Raw genomic sequence first — 16,753 nt, 5'->3', positions numbered from 1 at the left:
GGCGGCGGCGGTACCGTTCCCGGTGCCCGTGCCGCCCGTCACACGGCCTTCGCGGAGCCGGACGGAACCGATCCTGCCGGTCGTGGCGTCTTGGTGGACGTGCGTCACAGTTCGGACGGCCCGGCCGTCATCCACTTCCGCGCGGCGGGGCTAGCCCTCCTCCTCGCGCATCTGCTGTTCGTCGGCTGGCTGACCCTGCGCCCGCTGGACGTGCCCTGGATGACTGCGGCGAACCTCCGGCCGTTCGCCGGGATCAGGGCGGATCTGGCCCTGGGCCCGGCCGAGGCGGCGCGCCGTATCGGCGAGGGACTCCTGCTGCTGGCTCCGCTGGGCATACTGCTGCCGATGGCGGGCGGCCGGCTGATGGTCTCCCCGTGGGCGTCGCTGACCCGTACGGTCGCGGCGGGCGCGCTGATCTCGACGGCCATCGAGCTCGCGCAGACGGGTGTGCCGGGCCAGGTCGTCGACGTCGACTCGCTGCTGCTGAACACCACCGGGGTCGCGCTGGCGCATGTGCTGGTGGTCCCGCTGTCCAGAGCCCGTCTGCGCCGGGGCAACCGGGCCGGGGCCGCTGATCTCCACCGCGCCCGGACCGGGGTCCGTACGTTCCGGAGCGATGCCCCTCAGGGGTCGTCCCCGACGATTACCGGGGTCGGTATCGCCCCGTAGAGCGATGCTTTGTCCGCTGGACGGAGCGACCATGGAATGACCGGGAGCGCGACGGAACCGCTCCCCGAAACGGTTCGCGAAGGAGCCCACCATGGCCGCACTTGCCCGCCCCGTCGAGGGACGCATGATCGCTGGAGTGTGCGCGGCGCTGGCACGGCGCTTCGGCACCTCGGCAACGACGATGCGTGTCATCTTCCTGGTGTCGTGTCTGCTGCCCGGCCCGCAGTTCCTGCTCTATCTGGCGCTGTGGATCCTGCTGCCGTCGGAGAAGTCACCGGCCGCGACGGCCTGGTGACCGCAGGAGCCACGGGGAGAACAGCTATGGGGCGCACACCCTCGACGGGTGTGCGCCCCACAGGCGTGTGCGGGTGGTCAGCCACCGATCGGCAGGACGCCGGTCAGCCCGCCGGCGGGGAGGCCGCCGAGCAGGTTCGTGCCCGGGGCCGAGAGGTCGCTGCTGCCGCGCTGCTGCTGGTCGAGCAGGTTGCCGGCGGCCTTCTGCACGGCGGGCAGCGCGTCCGTCACGGAGTCGAGGGCGACACCGGCGGGCAGCGCGGCAGCCGCGGCGTCCACGGGCACGGCCACGGCGGAGGCGCTGCCCGCACCGGCGGCGGCGAAAGCGGCACCGAGAGCGGCGACACCGAGGGTCCTGACAGCAGACTGCTTCATGTGAAATTCATCCTTGGGGAAGGGGATGTGAGCGGCTCTGCAACGTAGTCAGCGAAGCACCCCCGCCGCAAACATGCCGGGACACGGAAAACGGCCGGGATTCCGTGGTCCCGGCCGTTTCCGTGAAGAATTCCTCAGCCCGCCGCGAAGGAAGAACCGCTGGTCGCAACCGTCTGACGGAAGAGCCACTCGGACTTCAGCTCGGCGTATCCGGGCTTCACGACGTCGTTGATCATCGCCAGACGTTCATCGAAAGGAATGAACGCTGATTTCATCGCATTGACTGTGAACCACTGCATGTCGTCGAGCGTGTATCCGAATGTCTCGGTCAGCCGCTCGAATTCCTGGCTCATGCTCGTACCGCTCATCAGCCGGTTGTCCGTGTTCACGGTGGCCCGGAAATGCAGTTTCCGCAGCAGCCCGATGGGGTGCTCGGCGTACGAGGCCGCGGCGCCGGTCTGGAGGTTGGAGGTCGGGCAGAGCTCCAGCGGAATGCGCTTGTCGCGCACGTAGGAGGCGAGGCGGCCGAGCGTCACGCTGCCGTCGTCGGCGATCTCGATGTCGTCGATGATGCGCACCCCGTGGCCGAGCCGGTCGGCGCCGCACCACTGCAGGGCCTGCCAGATCGACGGGAGCCCGAAGGCCTCGCCCGCGTGGATGGTGAAGTGGTTGTTCTCGCGCTTGAGGTACTCGAACGCGTCGAGGTGGCGGGTGGGCGGGAAGCCCGCCTCCGCTCCCGCGATGTCGAAGCCCACGACGCCCAGGTCCCGGTAGCGGTTGGCGAGTTCGGCGATCTCCAGGGCACGGGCGGCGTGCCGCATCGCGGTGAGCAGGGCGCCGACCCTGATGCGGTGGCCGTTGGCGCGCGCCCGGCGCTCGCCCTCGCGGAAACCGTCGTTGACCGCCTCCACCACCTCTTCGAGGGACAGGCCGGCGGTGAGGTGCTGCTCGGGCGCGTACCGGACCTCGGCGTAGACGACACCGTCCTCGGCGAGGTCCTCGGCGCACTCGGCGGCCACCCGGAACAGGGCGTCGCGGGTCTGCATGACGGCACAGGTGTGCGCGAACGTCTCCAGATAGCGCTCCAGGGAGCCGGAGTCGGCCGCCTCGCGGAACCAGACGCCCAGCTTGTCGGGCTCGGTCTCGGGCAGGGCCTCGTAGCCCTGCGCGAGCGCCAGTTCGACGATGGTTCCGGGGCGCAGGCCACCGTCGAGATGGTCGTGGAGCAGCACCTTGGGCGCGCGGCGGATCTGGTCGGGACCGGGAACATCCGGGCTCTGGCTCGTCATCTGGGCACTCTAACGCCTACGCGCGTAGAACGCCGACTGCCGATGCGTAACAGTGACCGCGAAGCCAGATGGAATACACCTGCCCTTCTGACACTGTTCTGTCATGGCACAGCGCGTACTTCCCCTGCCTGCCGCCAGGCTGGGACGGGCCGTCCTCACGGCCGGAGCAGCATCCGAGGTCAGCGGCGTGGTCCTGCTGCTCCCCGACGGCGAGACCGACTCCCGGCGCCGTCCTTCCGCCCTTTCGTACGCGGCGCAGCTGCCGTTCGCCCGGACCCTGGCCCGCGCGGGAGGAGCCGACGGGCTCGCGGTGCACGTGGTGCGCTACCGCACCAGGGGCTGGAACAGCGGCGGCGATCCGGCCGACGACGCCCTGTGGGCGGCCGACGAGGTGGTACGCCGCTACGGCGACATCCCGGTCTGCCTCGTCGGGCACGGCATGGGAGGCAGGGCCGCCCTGCGCGGCGCGGGGCACTCGGCCGTCAACTCCGTGCTGGCGATGGCACCCTGGCTCCCGGAGGGCGCGGAGCCGGAGCCCGTGAAGCAGCTGGCGGGGCGCCGGGTGCTGATCGTGCACGGCACGAACGACGCGCGTACGGACCCGGAGCTCTCCTACCGGCTGGCCGAGCGCGCGAAGAAGTCCAACCGGGACACGTGCCGCTTCGAGGTGCACTCGGACGGCCACGCGCTGCGCCAGCACCGCTCCGAAGTCGTGTCACTGGCCGCGGACTTCATAGGGGGCTCGCTGTTCGCCCGCTCCTACGCCCGCCCGGTCGCGGACGCGTTCGCCGCTCCCCCGCCGCTGGGGCTGCGGATGCCGCTCGCGGCGGGTTTCGGGCGTTCGCTGCGGCACTGAGGGGGCCGCCCGCGGCGGCATTGAGGGAGTGCCTGCGCGGGCCGGGCGGGGAGCGTCCGCGCGGGCCGAACAGGGAGCGTCCGCTCTCGCTGGGCGGGGAATGCCCGCTCTCGCCAGGCGGGGAGCGTCCGCTCTCGCCGAACAGGGAGCGTCCGCGCGCGCCGAGCCGGGAGCGCCCGCTCCGTGGCCGGCACCGAGGGAGCGCCCGCTCGGGCCGGGCGGGGAGGGCCGCTCGGGGCGGGCGGGGAGTGCCCGCTCCGTGGCCGCAGGCCCCGAGGGAGCGCCCGCTCGGGCCGGTCCTGGAGGGCCGCGCGGCCCCGAGGGAGCGCCCGCTCGGGCCGGGCCGGGAGCGCCGTGCGGGTCAGTCCGGCAGCAGGCTCCCCCTGCGCGAGAGCAGGAAGCGTTTGAAGGCGGCCACCGGCGGCGTGTCGGGGTGGCCGTCCAGCCAGGCCACCCCGATCTCACGGGCCGCGCGCGGGGCCGTGACCGTCAGCTCGACCACACCGGGCCTGGCGACGGCGGGCGGCGGCAGCAGGGCCACCCCCAGCCCGGCCGCGACCAGGCCGCGCAGCGTCTCCGCCTCCTCGCCCTCGAACGCCACGCGCGGGGTGAACCCCGCCTCCGCGCAGAGGTCGTCCGTGATCCGCCGCAGTCCGTAGCCGGGCTCGAGGGTGACGAACGTTTCGTCGGCGGCCTCGGCCAGGCGGACGCGGCGGCGGCCCGCGAGCCGGTGGTCGTCGGGGACGACCAGGCGCAGCCGCTGCTCGTCCAGCCGCCGGGCCACGAGGTCGGGGGCGTCGGGCACGGGCGAGGTGAGGCAGAGGTCGAGTTCGCCCGCGCGCAGGCGCTCGATCATCGCCTCGCCGTAGTTCTGCACGAGCTGGAAGCGGACCTTGGGGTGGTCGGCGCGGAAGGCGCGGATCAGGGCGGGCACCGTCTCGGAGCCCATGGTGTGCAGGAAGCCGAAGGCGACCTTGCCGGCCGTGGGGTCGGCATCGGCCCGCACGGAGTCCGCGGCCTTCTCCACCTCCGCCAGGGCGCGTTCGGCGGAGCCGAGGAAGGTGCGGCCCGCGGGGGTGAGCGAGACGGTACGGCCCCTGCGGGCGAACAGGGCGACGCCCAGGTCCTGTTCCAGCCTCACCATGGCCCGCGACAGCGTCGACTGCGGGACACCGAGTTCGTGCGCGGCGCGCGTGACGTGCTCGTGGCGGGCCACCGCCTCGAAGTACGCGAGACGGGGCGCAAGCACGGTACGGATGTCTTCTTCGTAACTACTCGGTGACAGCCGGGGCTGTGAGCTGTATTGATGCACCATGGGAACGATTATCGCTGTTTCATGCATTGGACGCATGAAACCGTGCGGTCTACGTTCGACCCATGCCTCCTGCCAGTACCGGGGCGTCCACCATCACGCTGGACGCCGCCGTTCCGTCATCCACCGCCGCCGTCACCACCCTGGCCGCCCAGGACCGCCTCACCCCCGGCGGGCCCGGCTACCGCCGGATGAGTTTCGCCCTCTTCGCCGCGGGGATCGCGACCTTCGCGCTCCTCTACTCCACGCAGGCCCTGCTGCCCGCCGTCTCCGCGTCCTTCGGCGCCACGGCCGGGCAGGCGAGCTGGACGGTCTCCGCGGCCACCGGCGCGCTGGCGCTGTGCGTCCTGCCGCTGAGCGCCCTCTCGGAGCGCTTCGGGCGGCGCCAGATGATGACGGCCTCGCTGGCGGTCGCCGTGGTGATCGGGCTGCTCGTCCCGTTCGCCCCCTCACTCGGCTGGCTGATCGCGCTGCGCGCGATCCAGGGCGCGGCGCTGGCCGGACTGCCCGCCTCCGCGATGGCGTACCTGGCGGAGGAGGTGCGGCCCAAGGCACTGGTGGCGGCGATCGGCCTGTTCGTGGCGGGCAACAGCATCGGCGGCATGAGCGGTCGCATCCTGGCCGGCTGGATCGCCCAGCTGTGGGGCTGGCGCGTGGCGCTGGGCGCCATCGGGCTGCTCGCGGTGACCTGCGCGGTGGTCTTCCACCTGATGATCCCCAAGGCCAGGTTCTTCACCCCGGCCTCGCTCAACCCGAAGGCCCTCGCGAAGACCGTCACCGGTCACCTCTCCAACCCGCTGCTGCGCAGGCTCTACGCGATCGGCGCACTGTTCATGACGGTGTTCGGCGCCGTCTACACCGTGATCGGCTACCGGCTCGTGGAGGAGCCCTTCAGCCTCCCGCAGGGCATCGTCGGCTCGATCTTCCTGGTCTACCTCGTCGGCACGCTCTCCTCCGCGGCCGCGGGCCGGCTGGTCGCACGGCTGGGCCGCCGGGGCGCGCTGTACCTCGCCGTGTCCACGACCGCCGCAGGTCTGCTGCTGTCCCTGGCCGACCAGCTGGCCGCCGTCCTGGCCGGGCTCGTCCTGATCACGGCCGGGTTCTTCGCGGGGCACGCGGTCGCCTCGTCCTCGGTGAGCCGTACGGCGACCTCGGGACGAGCCCAGGCCTCGGCGCTCTACCAGTCCGCCTACTACCTGGGCTCCAGCGCGGGCGGCACGCTCGGCGCCGTCGCCTTCCACACCGGCGGCTGGGCGGGCACGGTCGCGCTGGGCGTCCTGGCGGTCCTCGGTGTCCTGTCGATCACCCTCTTCGGCACCCGGGCGGCCAGGACCGAGCGGCTGCGCGCCGGCGCACCGGCACCGGTGCACAACTGAGACCTTCCCGGCACAACCGCGGCTCCCCTGCGCGCGTCCAACAAGCGGAGTCACACACCGCGGGCGAACGCGAAGGGGAGCAGGCGTACATGAGAATCATGGGGAAGACGAGCGGCGCACGGGTACGGCGCGGGGCCGTCCTGGCCGTCGCCGGCCTGGTGGCGGCGCCGGCCCTGGTGCTGAGCACCGGGACGGCCGCACAGGCGGCGTCCTGCACGGCATCCACCGGGCCGTACCAGAAGCAGGTCGAGAAGTGGCTCGGGCGGACGGCGGACGGCCGGCAGTCGAGCGCGGACTGCAAGGCGATCCGGTCGTTCCAGTCCGCCAAGGGCATCACCCCGGCCGCCGGCTACGCGGGACCTGTCACCTGGCGCACGATGAAGACCATCACCGCCCAGAAGGCGGCCGGGAAGACCCCGAACAAGGCGAAGAACTGTCCCACGAACAAGGGCCGCATAGCGTGTGTGGACCTGACCCGGCAGCTGAGCTGGATCCAGGACGGCGCCAAGCTGAAGTTCGGACCGGTCCCGGTGCGCACGGGCCGCAACGGTGACGAGACGCGGACCGGCCTCAAGAAGATCTACTGGCGCAACATCGACCACTGGTCGACGCTCTACGACGTGTCCATGCCGTACGCCCAGTTCTTCGACGGCGGACAGGCCTTCCACTCGGTCACCAAGTCCATGTACAACAACCCGGGCTCGGCGGGCTGCGTCAACATGCGCCCGGCGGACGCGAAGTCATACTGGAACCTGTTGAAGAACGGCGACGACGTCTTCGTCTACGGACGCAAGCCCGGCACCTGAGCAGCGGTTTCCACTCTTCCCACCCCGGTTGTCAGTGCCCTGCGGTAGCTTCCACAGTGCTGAGTGAGCGGTGTCACAGCGCAACAGGGGTGAAGCGATGAGTGATCTGACAGCGGCGGCGGACGTCGACACCCGCCTCGAGGGACACCGGGTCGAGCTGACCGGTTACTGCTACCGGATGCTCGGCTCGGCCTTCGAGGCGGAGGACGCGGTCCAGGAGACGCTGGTGCGTGCCTGGCGCAACTTCGAGAAGTTCGAGGGCCGTTCCTCGCTGCGTTCCTGGCTGTACAGGATCGCGACGAACGTCTGCCTGGACATGCTGAACGCGGGCAACAAGCGGGCCAGGCCCGTGGATCTGACCGGACCCACCCCACTCGCCCAGGCCGCGCTGAATCCCCTCCCGGAGAACACCTGGCTGGAGCCGATGCCCGACGGCCGCATCCTGCCGTCGGTGGCCGACCCCGCGGAGGCCGCGGTGGCACGCGAGTCGGTGCGCCTCGCGTTCGTGGCCGCGCTCCAGCATCTGCCGCCCAAGCAGCGCGTGGTGCTCATCCTGCGCGAGGTGCTGGCGTGGAAGGCGAGCGAGGTCGCCGAGCTCCTGGACACCTCGGTGGCCTCGGTCAACAGCGCCCTGCAGCGGGCCAGGGCGACCCTGGCGGACACGGACAGCACCGCCCCGGACACCGCGAACCCCCTGGACGAGGAGCAGCGCAAGCTGCTGGACCGCTATGTGGCGGCGTTCGAGGGGTACGACATGGCGGCGCTGACGGCACTGCTCCACGAGGACGCGGTGATGACCATGCCGCCGTTCGACCTCTGGCTGCGGGGCCACGACGACATCACGGGCTTCATGCTCAGCCTCGGTGCGAGCTGCGAGGGTTCCCGGCTGGTGGCGACCCAGGCCAACGGGACCCCGGCCTTCGCGCACTACAAGCCGAATCCGGACGGGCCGGGATTCGTGCCGTGGGCGGTGCAGGTCATCGACATCTCTGACGGTGCCATCACCGGCATGCACTGCTTCCTGGACACCCCGCGCTGGTTCCCGCTGTTCGGGCTCCCGGACCATCTGGACGACGTGGCCTCGTGAGGATCGGCAGACCTCTGGTGACGGGGTGGGCCGCCCTGGCGGTGGCCGGGTGGGCGGCGACGCTGTGGCTGGGCGAGCCGTCCGCGACCACCGGTCCGGGCCCGGCGCCGGCCGTGCGGGCTCCGGTCGGCAACCCGGAGCCCGGTCCGCAGCCGGAGGGATCGTGCGGGACGCCGACGCCCACGCCGACGCCGTCGGAGAGCACCGTGGCCTCGCTGGAGAAGGTGCCCGAGGAGTACGCACAGGGGTATGCGAGGCAGACCGTGTGCACCTCCACCGTGATCCGTGACTACGCGGTGATCCGCTGAGTGCGGATCACTCCGTGACCGGCCGGACGTTGCGCACCACCTCGGTCAGCCCCACCAGGCCGAGCAGTGCCCCGAGTTCGTCCGGGACGTTGCGAAGCCGCAGCTCGACGCCTCCGGCCCTGCGTGCGACGAGGCCCAGCCGGGCGATCGCCTCGACCAGGGTCAGGTCCGGACGTACGACACCGCCCACGTCGCAGTCCACGACCGCGACCGCGGGGGCGGCGCTCAGCAGCGCCTCCAGCTCGGCGCAGAGGCCCGGCACATCGGCGCGGGTGACGCGTCCGGTGAGGACGAGGGCGTTCGGGGTCATGGCATCCACACCAGGGAGACCGGCGGGATACCCGAAACTCATCGGCTCCCGTGCACCTGTGCCTCAGCTCACCGGGAAGACGCCCGTGTCCAGGTCCAGTCCGAACGGCTTCGGCAGCGTCAGCGTCCCGCCGTACTCGACCGCCTCCAGGACCCGGTAGGTGCCGTCGCTCGGCTCCCCGTACAGCGTCGCGGTCGGGCGCCCGGTGTGCCACGGGTCGAGCAGCAGGAACAGCTCGATGCCGGCCTTCGCGTACCCGTGCGCCTTGCCGATGCGGTCGTGGTTGGCGTTGGCCGGGGAGGTGATCTCCACGACGAGCCGGACGTCTTCCGCCGGTACGCGATTGCCCGGCCCGGAGCGAGCTCGCGGGGCAGGACGACGAGGTCGGGGATGTACAGCCCGGCCCGTCCGGGCACGGAGACACCGAGCGTCTGGTAGATCTCCCAGTCCTCCGGGATGACGGTGTAGAGCCTGCGCTGAAGCAACGCCGCTGTGGTGTTGTGGTCCTTGGACGGCGGTGGCGACACGGTGACGATCCCCTCGATGATCTCCACCTTGCAGCCCTCGGGTGCGTCCGTCTCCTCCCAGATCCGGACGAGGTCGTCCCAGTCCTGGCCGTGGCCCGGCCCGGGATCGACAGTGAGTGGGCTCATGGCGGTCTCCTCTTATCGGGGCGTCACCGATAACAGCATGCCGAACGGGACCGGTGGTGGTCCACCGGTCCCGTTCACCCGAAAGAGAAAACCGCAGGTCAGGCGATACGTTCCCGCACCACCGGCGTGGCGGTGAAGGGGGTTCCGGCCGGGGCGATGTCGTACGAGCCGGGGAGTGCCTTCAGGGCGTACTCGAACTTCTCGGGGGTGTCCGTGTGCAGGGTCAGCAGCGGCTGGCCCTCGGTCACGGTGTCGCCGGGCTTCGCGTGAAGCTCGATGCCCGCGCCGGCCTGCACCGGGTCCTCCTTGCGGGCGCGGCCCGCGCCGAGGCGCCAGGCGGCGACCCCGACGTCGTACGCGTCGAGGCGGGTCAGCACACCCGAGGACGGGGCGCTGATGACGTGCTGCTCGCGGGCGACGGGGAGTTCGGCGTCCGGGTCACCGCCCTGGGCGGAGATCATCCGGCGCCAGACGTCCATCGCGGAGCCGTCGGCCAGGGCCTTCTCCGGGTCGGCGTCCTTGAGTCCGGCCGCGTCGAGCATCTCGCGGGCGAGGGCGAGGGTCAGGTCGACGACGTCCTTCGGGCCGCCCCCGGCGAGGACCTCGACGGACTCCCGCACCTCCAGGGCGTTGCCCGCGGTCAGACCGAGCGGGGTCGCCATGTCGGTGAGCAGCGCCACGGTGCGTACACCGCTGTCCGTGCCCAGCGCGACCATGGTGGAGGCCAGTTCACGGGCGTCCTCGATGGTCTTCATGAAGGCGCCGGAGCCGACCTTGACGTCCAGGACGAGCGCGCCGGTGCCCTCGGCGATCTTCTTGGACATGATCGAGCTGGCGATGAGCGGGATGGCCTCGACGGTGCCGGTGACGTCGCGCAGCGCGTACAGCTTCTTGTCGGCGGGGGCCAGCCCGTCGCCCGCCGCGCAGATCACGGCGCCGGTGGTGTCCAGCACGTCGAGCATCTCGGCGTTGGAGAGGTGGGCGCGCCAGCCGGGGATGGACTCCAGCTTGTCGAGGGTGCCCCCGGTGTGGCCGAGCCCCCGGCCGCTGAGCTGCGGCACGGCCGCGCCGCAGGCGGCGACCAGCGGGGCGAGCGGCAGGGTGATCTTGTCGCCCACGCCGCCGGTGGAGTGCTTGTCGGTGGTGGGGCGGGAGAGCGCGCCGAAGTCCATCCGCTCGCCGGAGGCGATCATCGCGGCGGTCCAGCGGGCGATCTCGGTACGGTTCATGCCGTTCAGCAGGATCGCCATGGCCAGCGCGGACATCTGCTCGTCGGCGACCTCGCCGCGGGTGTACGCGTCGATGACCCAGTCGATCTGCTCGGGGCTGAGCTCGCCCCGGTCCCGCTTGGTGCGGATGACGGAGATGGCGTCCATGGGATGGGAGTCCTTCCGGCCGGATGGAAAGGCGAGAGTCCTGAGTGACTCTACGCGCATAGAGGTTGAAGGTTCCGGCGCGCCGTCCGGGGCGGGCCGGCCGGCCCGTCCCGGACGGCGTCGTCAGCCCAGGTGCTGCGGCCCGAAGGCCTGCGGCAGCATCTCGTCGAGCGTGCGGAGACCGTCGGGTGTCTCCAGGACGAGGCCGGGCCCGCCGAACTCGTACAGCAGCTGCCTGCACCGGCCGCACGGGACGAGTACCGAGCCCGTGCCGTCCACGCAGGTGAAGTGGGTCAGCCGGCCGCCGCCCGTGGCGGCCAGCTGCGAGACCAGCCCGCACTCGGCGCAGAGACCGATGCCGTACGAGGCGTTCTCGACGTTGCACCCGGTGATGGTGCGGCCGTCGTCGACCAGGGCGGCCACACCGACCGGATAGCCGGAGTACGGGGCGTACGCCCGGGACATGGCGTCCCGGGCCGCCTCGCGCAGCTTCTCCCAGTCGACGGGGGTGGAGGCCGTCACTTGCCCTCACCCTTGCGGTAGGGCACACCGTCCGCCTTCGGCATGCGCAGCCGTTGCGCGGACAGCGCGAGGACGAGCAGCGTGGTGACGTACGGCGCGGCGTCGACGAACTGGCTCGGCACCTGGTCCGTCAGGAAGTACCAGGTGAACAGCAGAGCGGAGATGACCGCCGAGATCAGCGCGGTCAGGTACTTCTTCCGGTAGAGCTGCCAGAACACGACGATCACGAGCAGGATCGCCAGGAGCAGCAGCATCGCGTGGACGTTCTCGGCGCCGCCGCGGAGCTTGAGGCTGTCGGTGAAGCCGAAGAGCCCCGCTCCCAGCGCCATGCCGCCGGGCATCCAGTTACCGAAGATCATCGCGGCGAGGCCGATGTAACCACGGCCACCGGTCTGGCCCTCCTGGTAGATGCTGGTGGCGACGATGGCCAGGAAGGCACCGCCGAGTCCCGCCAGACCGCCCGAGATCGTCACGGCGATGTACTTGTACTTGTAGACGTTCACGCCGAGGGTCTCGGCCGCCACGGGGCTCTCGCCGCAGGAGCGGAGCCGCAGGCCGAACGCGGTGCGCCACAGCACCCACCAGGTGACGGGGATGAGCAGCAGCGCCACGACGGTCAGCAGCGAGAGCCCGGTGACCAGGCCGCCGATGATGCCGGCGAGGTCGGAGACGAAGAACCAGTGGTGTGCTTGCAGGTCCTGCATCCAGTCCGACAGCCCCGGGATGGTGATCTTGTCGATCTCCTCGAGCCTCGGTGACTGCTTGGAGGACCCGCCGGGCTCCTCGGCGAAGGTGAAGTTCGAGAGGTAGCGGGTGACGCCGACGGCGAGGATGTTGATGGCCACACCGGAGACGATGTGGTTCACGCCGAAGGTGACGGTGATGATCGCGTGCAGCAGACCGCCGAGGGCGCCGCCGACGATGCCGAACAGGACGCCCACCCAGGGGCCCCACTGGAAACCGGCCCAGGCACCGAACCAGGTGCCCAGGATCATCATGCCTTCGAGGCCGATGTTGACGACACCGGCCCGCTCGGCCCAGAGACCGCCGAGGCCGGCCAGCCCGATCGGCACCGCGAGTTCGAGGGCGCCGCTGACCTGGCCGACGGACGTCACGTCGTCCGCGCCGCTGATGAGGCGCACGAGCGAGACGAGGGCGAGGGCACCGGCGATGATCAGGAGGACGACGGGCAGGGACAGCTTGCGCCGTCCGCCGCCCTTCGGGGCGGCGACGCGTGCGGCGGAGACTTTGCTGGTACTCACAGGGCCGCCTCCTTCTCGGTGGTGAGGGCGTGGCCGGCGGCGAGTTCCTCGCCGACCTTCTGCTGCTGGCGGCGGGTCCCGTAACGCCGGACGAGCTCGTAGCTGACGACGACCGAGATCACGATCAGGCCCTGCATGATCGTGGCGATCTCCTTCTCGAAACCGAACTGGTCGAGCGGGGACGAGGCCTTGTCCAGGAACGCGATCAGCAGTGCGCTGAGGGCGATGCCCACCGGGTGGTTGCGGCCGAGCAGCGCGATGGTGATGCCGGTGAAGCCGAGACCCACGGGGAAGTCGAGGCTGTACGTGTGGGTGTCGCCCAGCAGCGTCGGCATGCCGACGAGACCGGCGATCGCACCCGAGATCAGCATCGAGGTCAGGATCATCTTCTTCGCGTCCACACCCGACGCCTGGGCGGCACTCTCGCTGGCACCCGTGGCGCGCAGGTCGAAGCCGAACCGGGTGCGGTTCAGGGCGAACCAGTAGACGAGGCCGCAGCCCGCGGCGACGAAGGTGAAGCCGTAGATGTCGCCGGCCTCGGGGCTGAGGGTGACTCCGGGGAACCATCCGGCTTCCGGGATCTCACCGGTCGTCAGGTTGTTGGAGCCCGCCGCCTGGTCACCGAAGTTCGTCGGCAGGATCAGCCAGGCGATCAGCGAGGTCGAGATGGAGTTGAGCATGATCGTCGAGACGACCTCGCTCACTCCGCGCGTGGTCTTCAGGATGCCCGCGATGCCCGCCCAGAAGGCACCGACCAGCATCGCCACGACGACGATCAGCGCGATCTGGAGCGGTCCGGGCAGGCTGACGCTGGCGCCGACGAGGGCTGCCATCATCGCTGCGAGGCGGTACTGCCCGTCGACGCCGATGTTGAAGAGGTTCATCCGGAAGCCGACCGCGACCGCGAGCGCGGCGAGGTAGTACGTGCCGGCCTGGTTGATGATCAGGACCTGCACGTCGCTGTACGACACCTGCTCGAACAGCAGCCGGTACAGCTCGAACGGGTCCCGGTCGGAGATGAGCAGCACGATGGTGCTGAGCGCGAAGGCGACGACCAGGGCGAGTACGGGGCCGGCGAAGCCCAGGATCAGCCGGTCCTTGTCGAATTTCTTCATCAGGCCTCGTCCTCCGGTGCTGCTTCGAGGTGACCTGCGGCGGCTCCGGTCATGGCCGAGCCCAGTTCCTCGGGTGTGATGGTGGCGGGGTCGGCGTCCGCGACCAGCCGGCCGCGGTACATGACGCGCAGGGTGTCGGAGAGCCCGATGAGCTCGTCCAGGTCCGCCGAGATGAGCAGGACGGCCAGCCCCTCGCGGCGCGCCTCGCGGATCTGGTCCCAGATCTGCGCCTGCGCGCCGACGTCCACACCACGGGTGGGGTGGGCGGCGATCAGGAGCTTCGGCTGATGGCTCATCTCGCGGCCGACGATCAGCTTCTGCTGGTTGCCGCCGGAGAGGGAGGCCGCCGTGACCTCGATGCCCGGGGTACGGACGTCGTACTCGCGCACGATCCGCTCGGTGTCGGCGCGTGCCGCCTTCGGGTCGAGCAGCCAGCCCTTGCTGTTCGGCTTCTCCGTGACGTGGCCCAGGATCCGGTTCTCCCAGAGCGGGGAGTCCAGCAGGACGCCGTGGCGGTGACGGTCCTCGGGGATGTAGCCGAGACCGCCCTCACGCCTCTTGCGCGTCGGGGTGCGCGAGATGTCGTCGGCGTCCAGCGTGATCACGCCGCTGTCCGGGGTGCGCATCCCGACGAGCGCCTCGATGAGCTCGGTCTGCCCGTTGCCCTCGACGCCCGCGATACCGAGGACCTCGCCCTTGTGGATCGTGAAGCCGACGTCGGACAGGACGTCGCGGACGACGCCGTCGGGGTCGGTCACGCTGAGGGAGAGTCCCTCGACGTGCAGCATCGGCACGTCCGTCACGGTGGACTCGCGCGTCTCCGGCGAGGGGAGCTCGCTGCCGACCATCAGCTCGGCGAGCTGCTTGGTGGTGGTGTTCGCCGGGTCGGCGGTGCCGACCGTCGTGCCCCGCCGGATCACCGTGATCTCGTCGGCGACGGAGAGCACCTCGCCGAGCTTGTGGGAGATGAAGATGACGGTGAGGCCCTCGGCCTTGAGCTCGCGGAGGTTCGCGAAGAGCGCGTCCACCTCCTGCGGGACGAGCACCGCGGTCGGCTCGTCGAGGATGAGGATGCGGGCACCTCGGTAGAGGACCTTGAGGATCTCCACGCGCTGACGGTCGGCGACTCCGAGGTCCTCGACGAGCGCGTCGGGCCGGACCCCCAGGCCGTACGCGTCGGAGATCTCCTTGATCTTCTTGCGCGCGGCCGAGCCGATGCCGTGCAGCTTCTCGCCGCCGAGGACGACGTTCTCCAGGACGGTGAAGTTGTCGGCGAGCATGAAGTGCTGGTGGACCATGCCGATGCCGCGCGCGATGGCGTCACCGGGGTTGCTGAACGAGACCTGCTCGCCGTCCACCGCGATGGTGCCCTCGTCCGGCTTCTGCATGCCGTAGAGGATCTTCATCAGGGTGGACTTTCCGGCGCCGTTCTCACCGACGAGGGCGTGGACCGTCCCCTTGCGTACGGTGATGCCGATGTCGTGGTTGGCCACGACGCCGGGGAAGCGCTTGGTGATGCCGTGCAGTTCTACGGCGGGGGGACTGCTGGACGCGTTGATGACGCACTCTCCTTGGCCGGACAGGAGCGGGGGCACAGGGGCAGAGGGGCGGGGTGAAGTTATCGCGCCTGAGGGCTGTCTACACGCGTAGCGCTGCCGAATCGTAAAGCGTAGGACCACGGCACGGCCCGGACACCGGGTCAGGAGCCTGTGCGAACAGGGCACTGCGACGGGCACAACTTCTTCGATGAGCACCCCACGGGCCCGGAGCGGCGGCGGTCCGCACTCCGGGCCCACGGGAAACCAGCCTGACGACCGGAGCCGTTACGGGGCGGTCTTGACGGTGATCTTGCCGTCGATGATCTCCTGCTTCGCCTTGTCCACGGCGGCGATGACCTCGGTCATCTTGGTGAAGGCCGGGTTGGACGTGGCCAGGCCGACGCCGTCCTTGTCGAGGCCGTAGCGGATCTCACCGGACTGCGGCTTGCCGTCCTGGACCGACTTGATCAGGTTGAAGACCGAGTCCTCGACGTCCTTGGTGACCGAGGTGAGGATCGACTCCTTGTAGTCGGCGAGGCCCGCCTGGTTGTACTGGTCGGAGTCGACGCCGATGTTCCACTTGCCGGCCTTGGAGACGGCCTCGATGGCACCGGAACCGGCCAGACCGGCCGCCGAGTAGATCACGTCGGCGCCCTTGTCGAGCTGGCCCTGGGCGGCGGCCTTGCCGAGGTCGGGCTTGGAGAAGCCGTCGAAGTTCGGCGGCTGCGTCAGGTACTGCGGGACGACCTTGACCGAGGAGTCGGTGTCCTTGACGCCCTGCTCGAAGCCGGCCTGGAACTTCTTGATCAGCGGGGTCTCGACACCACCGATGAAGCCGACCGTCTTGGTCTTGGTGACCTTGGCGGCGGCGACACCCGCGAGGTAGGAGCCCTGCTCCTCGTTGAAGACGATGTTGGCGATGTTGTCGCCGGTCACCGAGGCGTCGTCGATGATGCCGAAGGTGATCTTCGGGAACTTCGGCGCGACCTTCTTGATGGCGGGCGCGTAGGCGAAGCCGACACCGATCACCGGGTTGTTCCCGGCGCGGGCGAGCGAGGTCAGGCGCTGGACCTTGTCCGCGTCCGACTCGCCCTCGGAGGGCTCGGCCTCGGTGCCCTTGACGCCGAGTTCCTTCTCGGCACGGGCGAGACCGGCGTAGGCGGCGTCGTTGAACGACTGGTCGCCACGGCCACCGATGTCGTAGGCGATGGCCGTCTTGTCGGCCTTGGAGTCGGACGACGTGGCGCTGTCCGACGACGAGTCGCCACAGGCGCTGACGCTCAGCGCGAGTGCCGCGGACATGACGCCCACGGTGGCAATCCTGGTGATCCGGCGCAAGGGAAGGCTCCTTCAAACCTGACCGAAGCGCCTCTTCCGGCGCTGGTTTCGCCGCGATCGTAACGCGCGTAGATGTCAGATAAGGACCTGTACGGAAGCCGTTATCGGATCGTCGCGAACAGAAGGTGTCCAGAGGCCTTACGAGCCATTGACGGATCGGGCCGCAGGGACGGCCGGCGCCCCGGCCGGCCCTGCGGGGGCCGGACGTCCCGGGGACGGGCCGCGCCCGGCCCCGGGACCGTCGCGAGGCCCTCGTACGAGCGGACG

The 16,753-nt window shown here is 70.5% G+C and carries 17 protein-coding genes and 1 pseudogene; 7 read left to right on the top strand and 11 right to left on the bottom strand.

The window, feature by feature from the left end; translation table 11 throughout:
• Positions 1 to 93: 93 nt before the first annotated feature.
• Positions 94 to 669, top strand: coding sequence for a VanZ family protein (locus tag ACFYQ6_RS10800; protein WP_388762455.1), 576 nt, complete (start codon positions 94 to 96; stop codon positions 667 to 669).
• Between the two features lie 91 nt (positions 670 to 760).
• Positions 761 to 964, top strand: coding sequence for a PspC domain-containing protein (locus tag ACFYQ6_RS10795; protein WP_356737600.1), 204 nt, complete (start codon positions 761 to 763; stop codon positions 962 to 964).
• Positions 965 to 1,041: 77 nt separating this feature from the next.
• On the opposite strand, the gene ACFYQ6_RS10790 is transcribed toward ACFYQ6_RS10795, so the two are convergent.
• Entirely contained in the window at positions 1,042 to 1,338 is a 297-nt protein-coding gene (locus ACFYQ6_RS10790; RefSeq protein ID WP_361582385.1) for a hypothetical protein, read from the bottom strand.
• Positions 1,339 to 1,472: 134 nt separating this feature from the next.
• Positions 1,473 to 2,627 carry an adenosine deaminase gene (locus ACFYQ6_RS10785; RefSeq protein WP_388762451.1) on the bottom strand — a complete coding sequence of 385 codons (1,155 nt, stop codon included), beginning with the start codon at positions 2,625 to 2,627 and terminating at the stop codon, positions 1,473 to 1,475.
• Between the two features lie 103 nt (positions 2,628 to 2,730).
• Here ACFYQ6_RS10785 and ACFYQ6_RS10780 point away from each other — a divergent pair, with 103 nt between their 5' ends.
• Positions 2,731 to 3,483, top strand: a complete 753-nt coding sequence (locus tag ACFYQ6_RS10780) for an alpha/beta hydrolase (protein ID WP_361582380.1) — start codon at positions 2,731 to 2,733, stop codon at positions 3,481 to 3,483.
• Between the two features lie 361 nt (positions 3,484 to 3,844).
• Here ACFYQ6_RS10780 and ACFYQ6_RS10775 read toward each other — a convergent pair whose 3' ends face one another.
• Positions 3,845 to 4,798 carry a LysR family transcriptional regulator gene (locus ACFYQ6_RS10775; protein WP_361582378.1) on the bottom strand — a complete coding sequence of 318 codons (954 nt, stop codon included), beginning with the start codon at positions 4,796 to 4,798 and terminating at the stop codon, positions 3,845 to 3,847.
• Positions 4,799 to 4,860: 62 nt separating this feature from the next.
• Between ACFYQ6_RS10775 and ACFYQ6_RS10770 the strand changes: the two genes are divergently transcribed.
• The 4 genes from ACFYQ6_RS10770 to ACFYQ6_RS10755 all read left to right on the top strand — a co-directional run bounded on the left by ACFYQ6_RS10770 (position 4,861) and on the right by ACFYQ6_RS10755 (position 8,372).
• Positions 4,861 to 6,171, top strand: a complete 1,311-nt coding sequence (locus ACFYQ6_RS10770) for an MFS transporter (RefSeq protein WP_388762448.1) — start codon at positions 4,861 to 4,863, stop codon at positions 6,169 to 6,171.
• 89 nt (positions 6,172 to 6,260) lie between these two features.
• Entirely contained in the window at positions 6,261 to 6,977 is a 717-nt protein-coding gene (locus ACFYQ6_RS10765; RefSeq protein WP_361582373.1) for a L,D-transpeptidase family protein, read from the top strand.
• A 70-nt stretch (positions 6,978 to 7,047) separates the two neighbouring features.
• Positions 7,048 to 8,064: a sigma-70 family RNA polymerase sigma factor gene (locus tag ACFYQ6_RS10760; RefSeq protein ID WP_361582370.1), complete on the top strand. Its 1,017-nt coding sequence runs from the start codon at positions 7,048 to 7,050 to the stop codon at positions 8,062 to 8,064.
• A 17-nt stretch (positions 8,065 to 8,081) separates the two neighbouring features.
• Complete coding sequence (locus ACFYQ6_RS10755) at positions 8,082 to 8,372, top strand: hypothetical protein (RefSeq protein WP_388762443.1); 291 nt, start codon at positions 8,082 to 8,084, stop codon at positions 8,370 to 8,372.
• Between the two features lie 7 nt (positions 8,373 to 8,379).
• Here the strand turns inward: ACFYQ6_RS10755 and ACFYQ6_RS10750 are convergent, their stop codons facing one another.
• The 8 genes and pseudogenes from ACFYQ6_RS10750 to ACFYQ6_RS10715 form a co-directional block, all read right to left on the bottom strand.
• Positions 8,380 to 8,724 carry an STAS domain-containing protein gene (locus ACFYQ6_RS10750; protein WP_361582364.1) on the bottom strand — a complete coding sequence of 115 codons (345 nt, stop codon included), beginning with the start codon at positions 8,722 to 8,724 and terminating at the stop codon, positions 8,380 to 8,382.
• Between the two features lie 21 nt (positions 8,725 to 8,745).
• Positions 8,746 to 9,335, bottom strand: a pseudogene (locus tag ACFYQ6_RS10745) (Uma2 family endonuclease).
• A gap of 98 nt (positions 9,336 to 9,433) precedes the next feature.
• Positions 9,434 to 10,711 carry a thymidine phosphorylase gene (locus tag ACFYQ6_RS10740; protein ID WP_361582359.1) on the bottom strand — a complete coding sequence of 426 codons (1,278 nt, stop codon included), beginning with the start codon at positions 10,709 to 10,711 and terminating at the stop codon, positions 9,434 to 9,436.
• A gap of 123 nt (positions 10,712 to 10,834) precedes the next feature.
• Entirely contained in the window at positions 10,835 to 11,233 is a 399-nt protein-coding gene (locus ACFYQ6_RS10735; protein ID WP_361582357.1) for a cytidine deaminase, read from the bottom strand.
• On the bottom strand, positions 11,230 to 12,495 hold the full coding sequence (locus ACFYQ6_RS10730) for an ABC transporter permease (RefSeq protein WP_361582354.1): 1,266 nt from the start codon (positions 12,493 to 12,495) through the stop codon (positions 11,230 to 11,232). Before ACFYQ6_RS10730 ends, ACFYQ6_RS10735 begins: the two co-directional genes overlap by 4 nt.
• The gene (locus tag ACFYQ6_RS10725) at positions 12,492 to 13,610 is read right to left on the bottom strand and encodes an ABC transporter permease (protein WP_361582352.1); all 1,119 of its coding nucleotides are present in this window, start codon (positions 13,608 to 13,610) and stop codon (positions 12,492 to 12,494) included. The genes ACFYQ6_RS10730 and ACFYQ6_RS10725 overlap by 4 nt, the downstream gene beginning before the upstream one ends.
• Positions 13,610 to 15,193: an ABC transporter ATP-binding protein gene (locus ACFYQ6_RS10720; protein ID WP_388763014.1), complete on the bottom strand. Its 1,584-nt coding sequence runs from the start codon at positions 15,191 to 15,193 to the stop codon at positions 13,610 to 13,612. The genes ACFYQ6_RS10725 and ACFYQ6_RS10720 overlap by 1 nt, the downstream gene beginning before the upstream one ends.
• Positions 15,194 to 15,433: 240 nt before the next feature.
• Complete coding sequence (locus ACFYQ6_RS10715; RefSeq protein ID WP_361582349.1) at positions 15,434 to 16,486, bottom strand: BMP family ABC transporter substrate-binding protein; 1,053 nt, start codon at positions 16,484 to 16,486, stop codon at positions 15,434 to 15,436.
• Between the last annotated feature and the right edge of the window lie 267 nt (positions 16,487 to 16,753).

The sequence above is a fragment of the Streptomyces sp. NPDC005494 genome, assembly GCF_042872025.1.
In the GTDB taxonomy this organism is placed as follows: domain Bacteria; phylum Actinomycetota; class Actinomycetes; order Streptomycetales; family Streptomycetaceae; genus Streptomyces.
The sequence above is the reverse complement of the archived record's forward strand: the minus strand, read 5'-3'. Positions and strand labels throughout refer to the sequence as shown.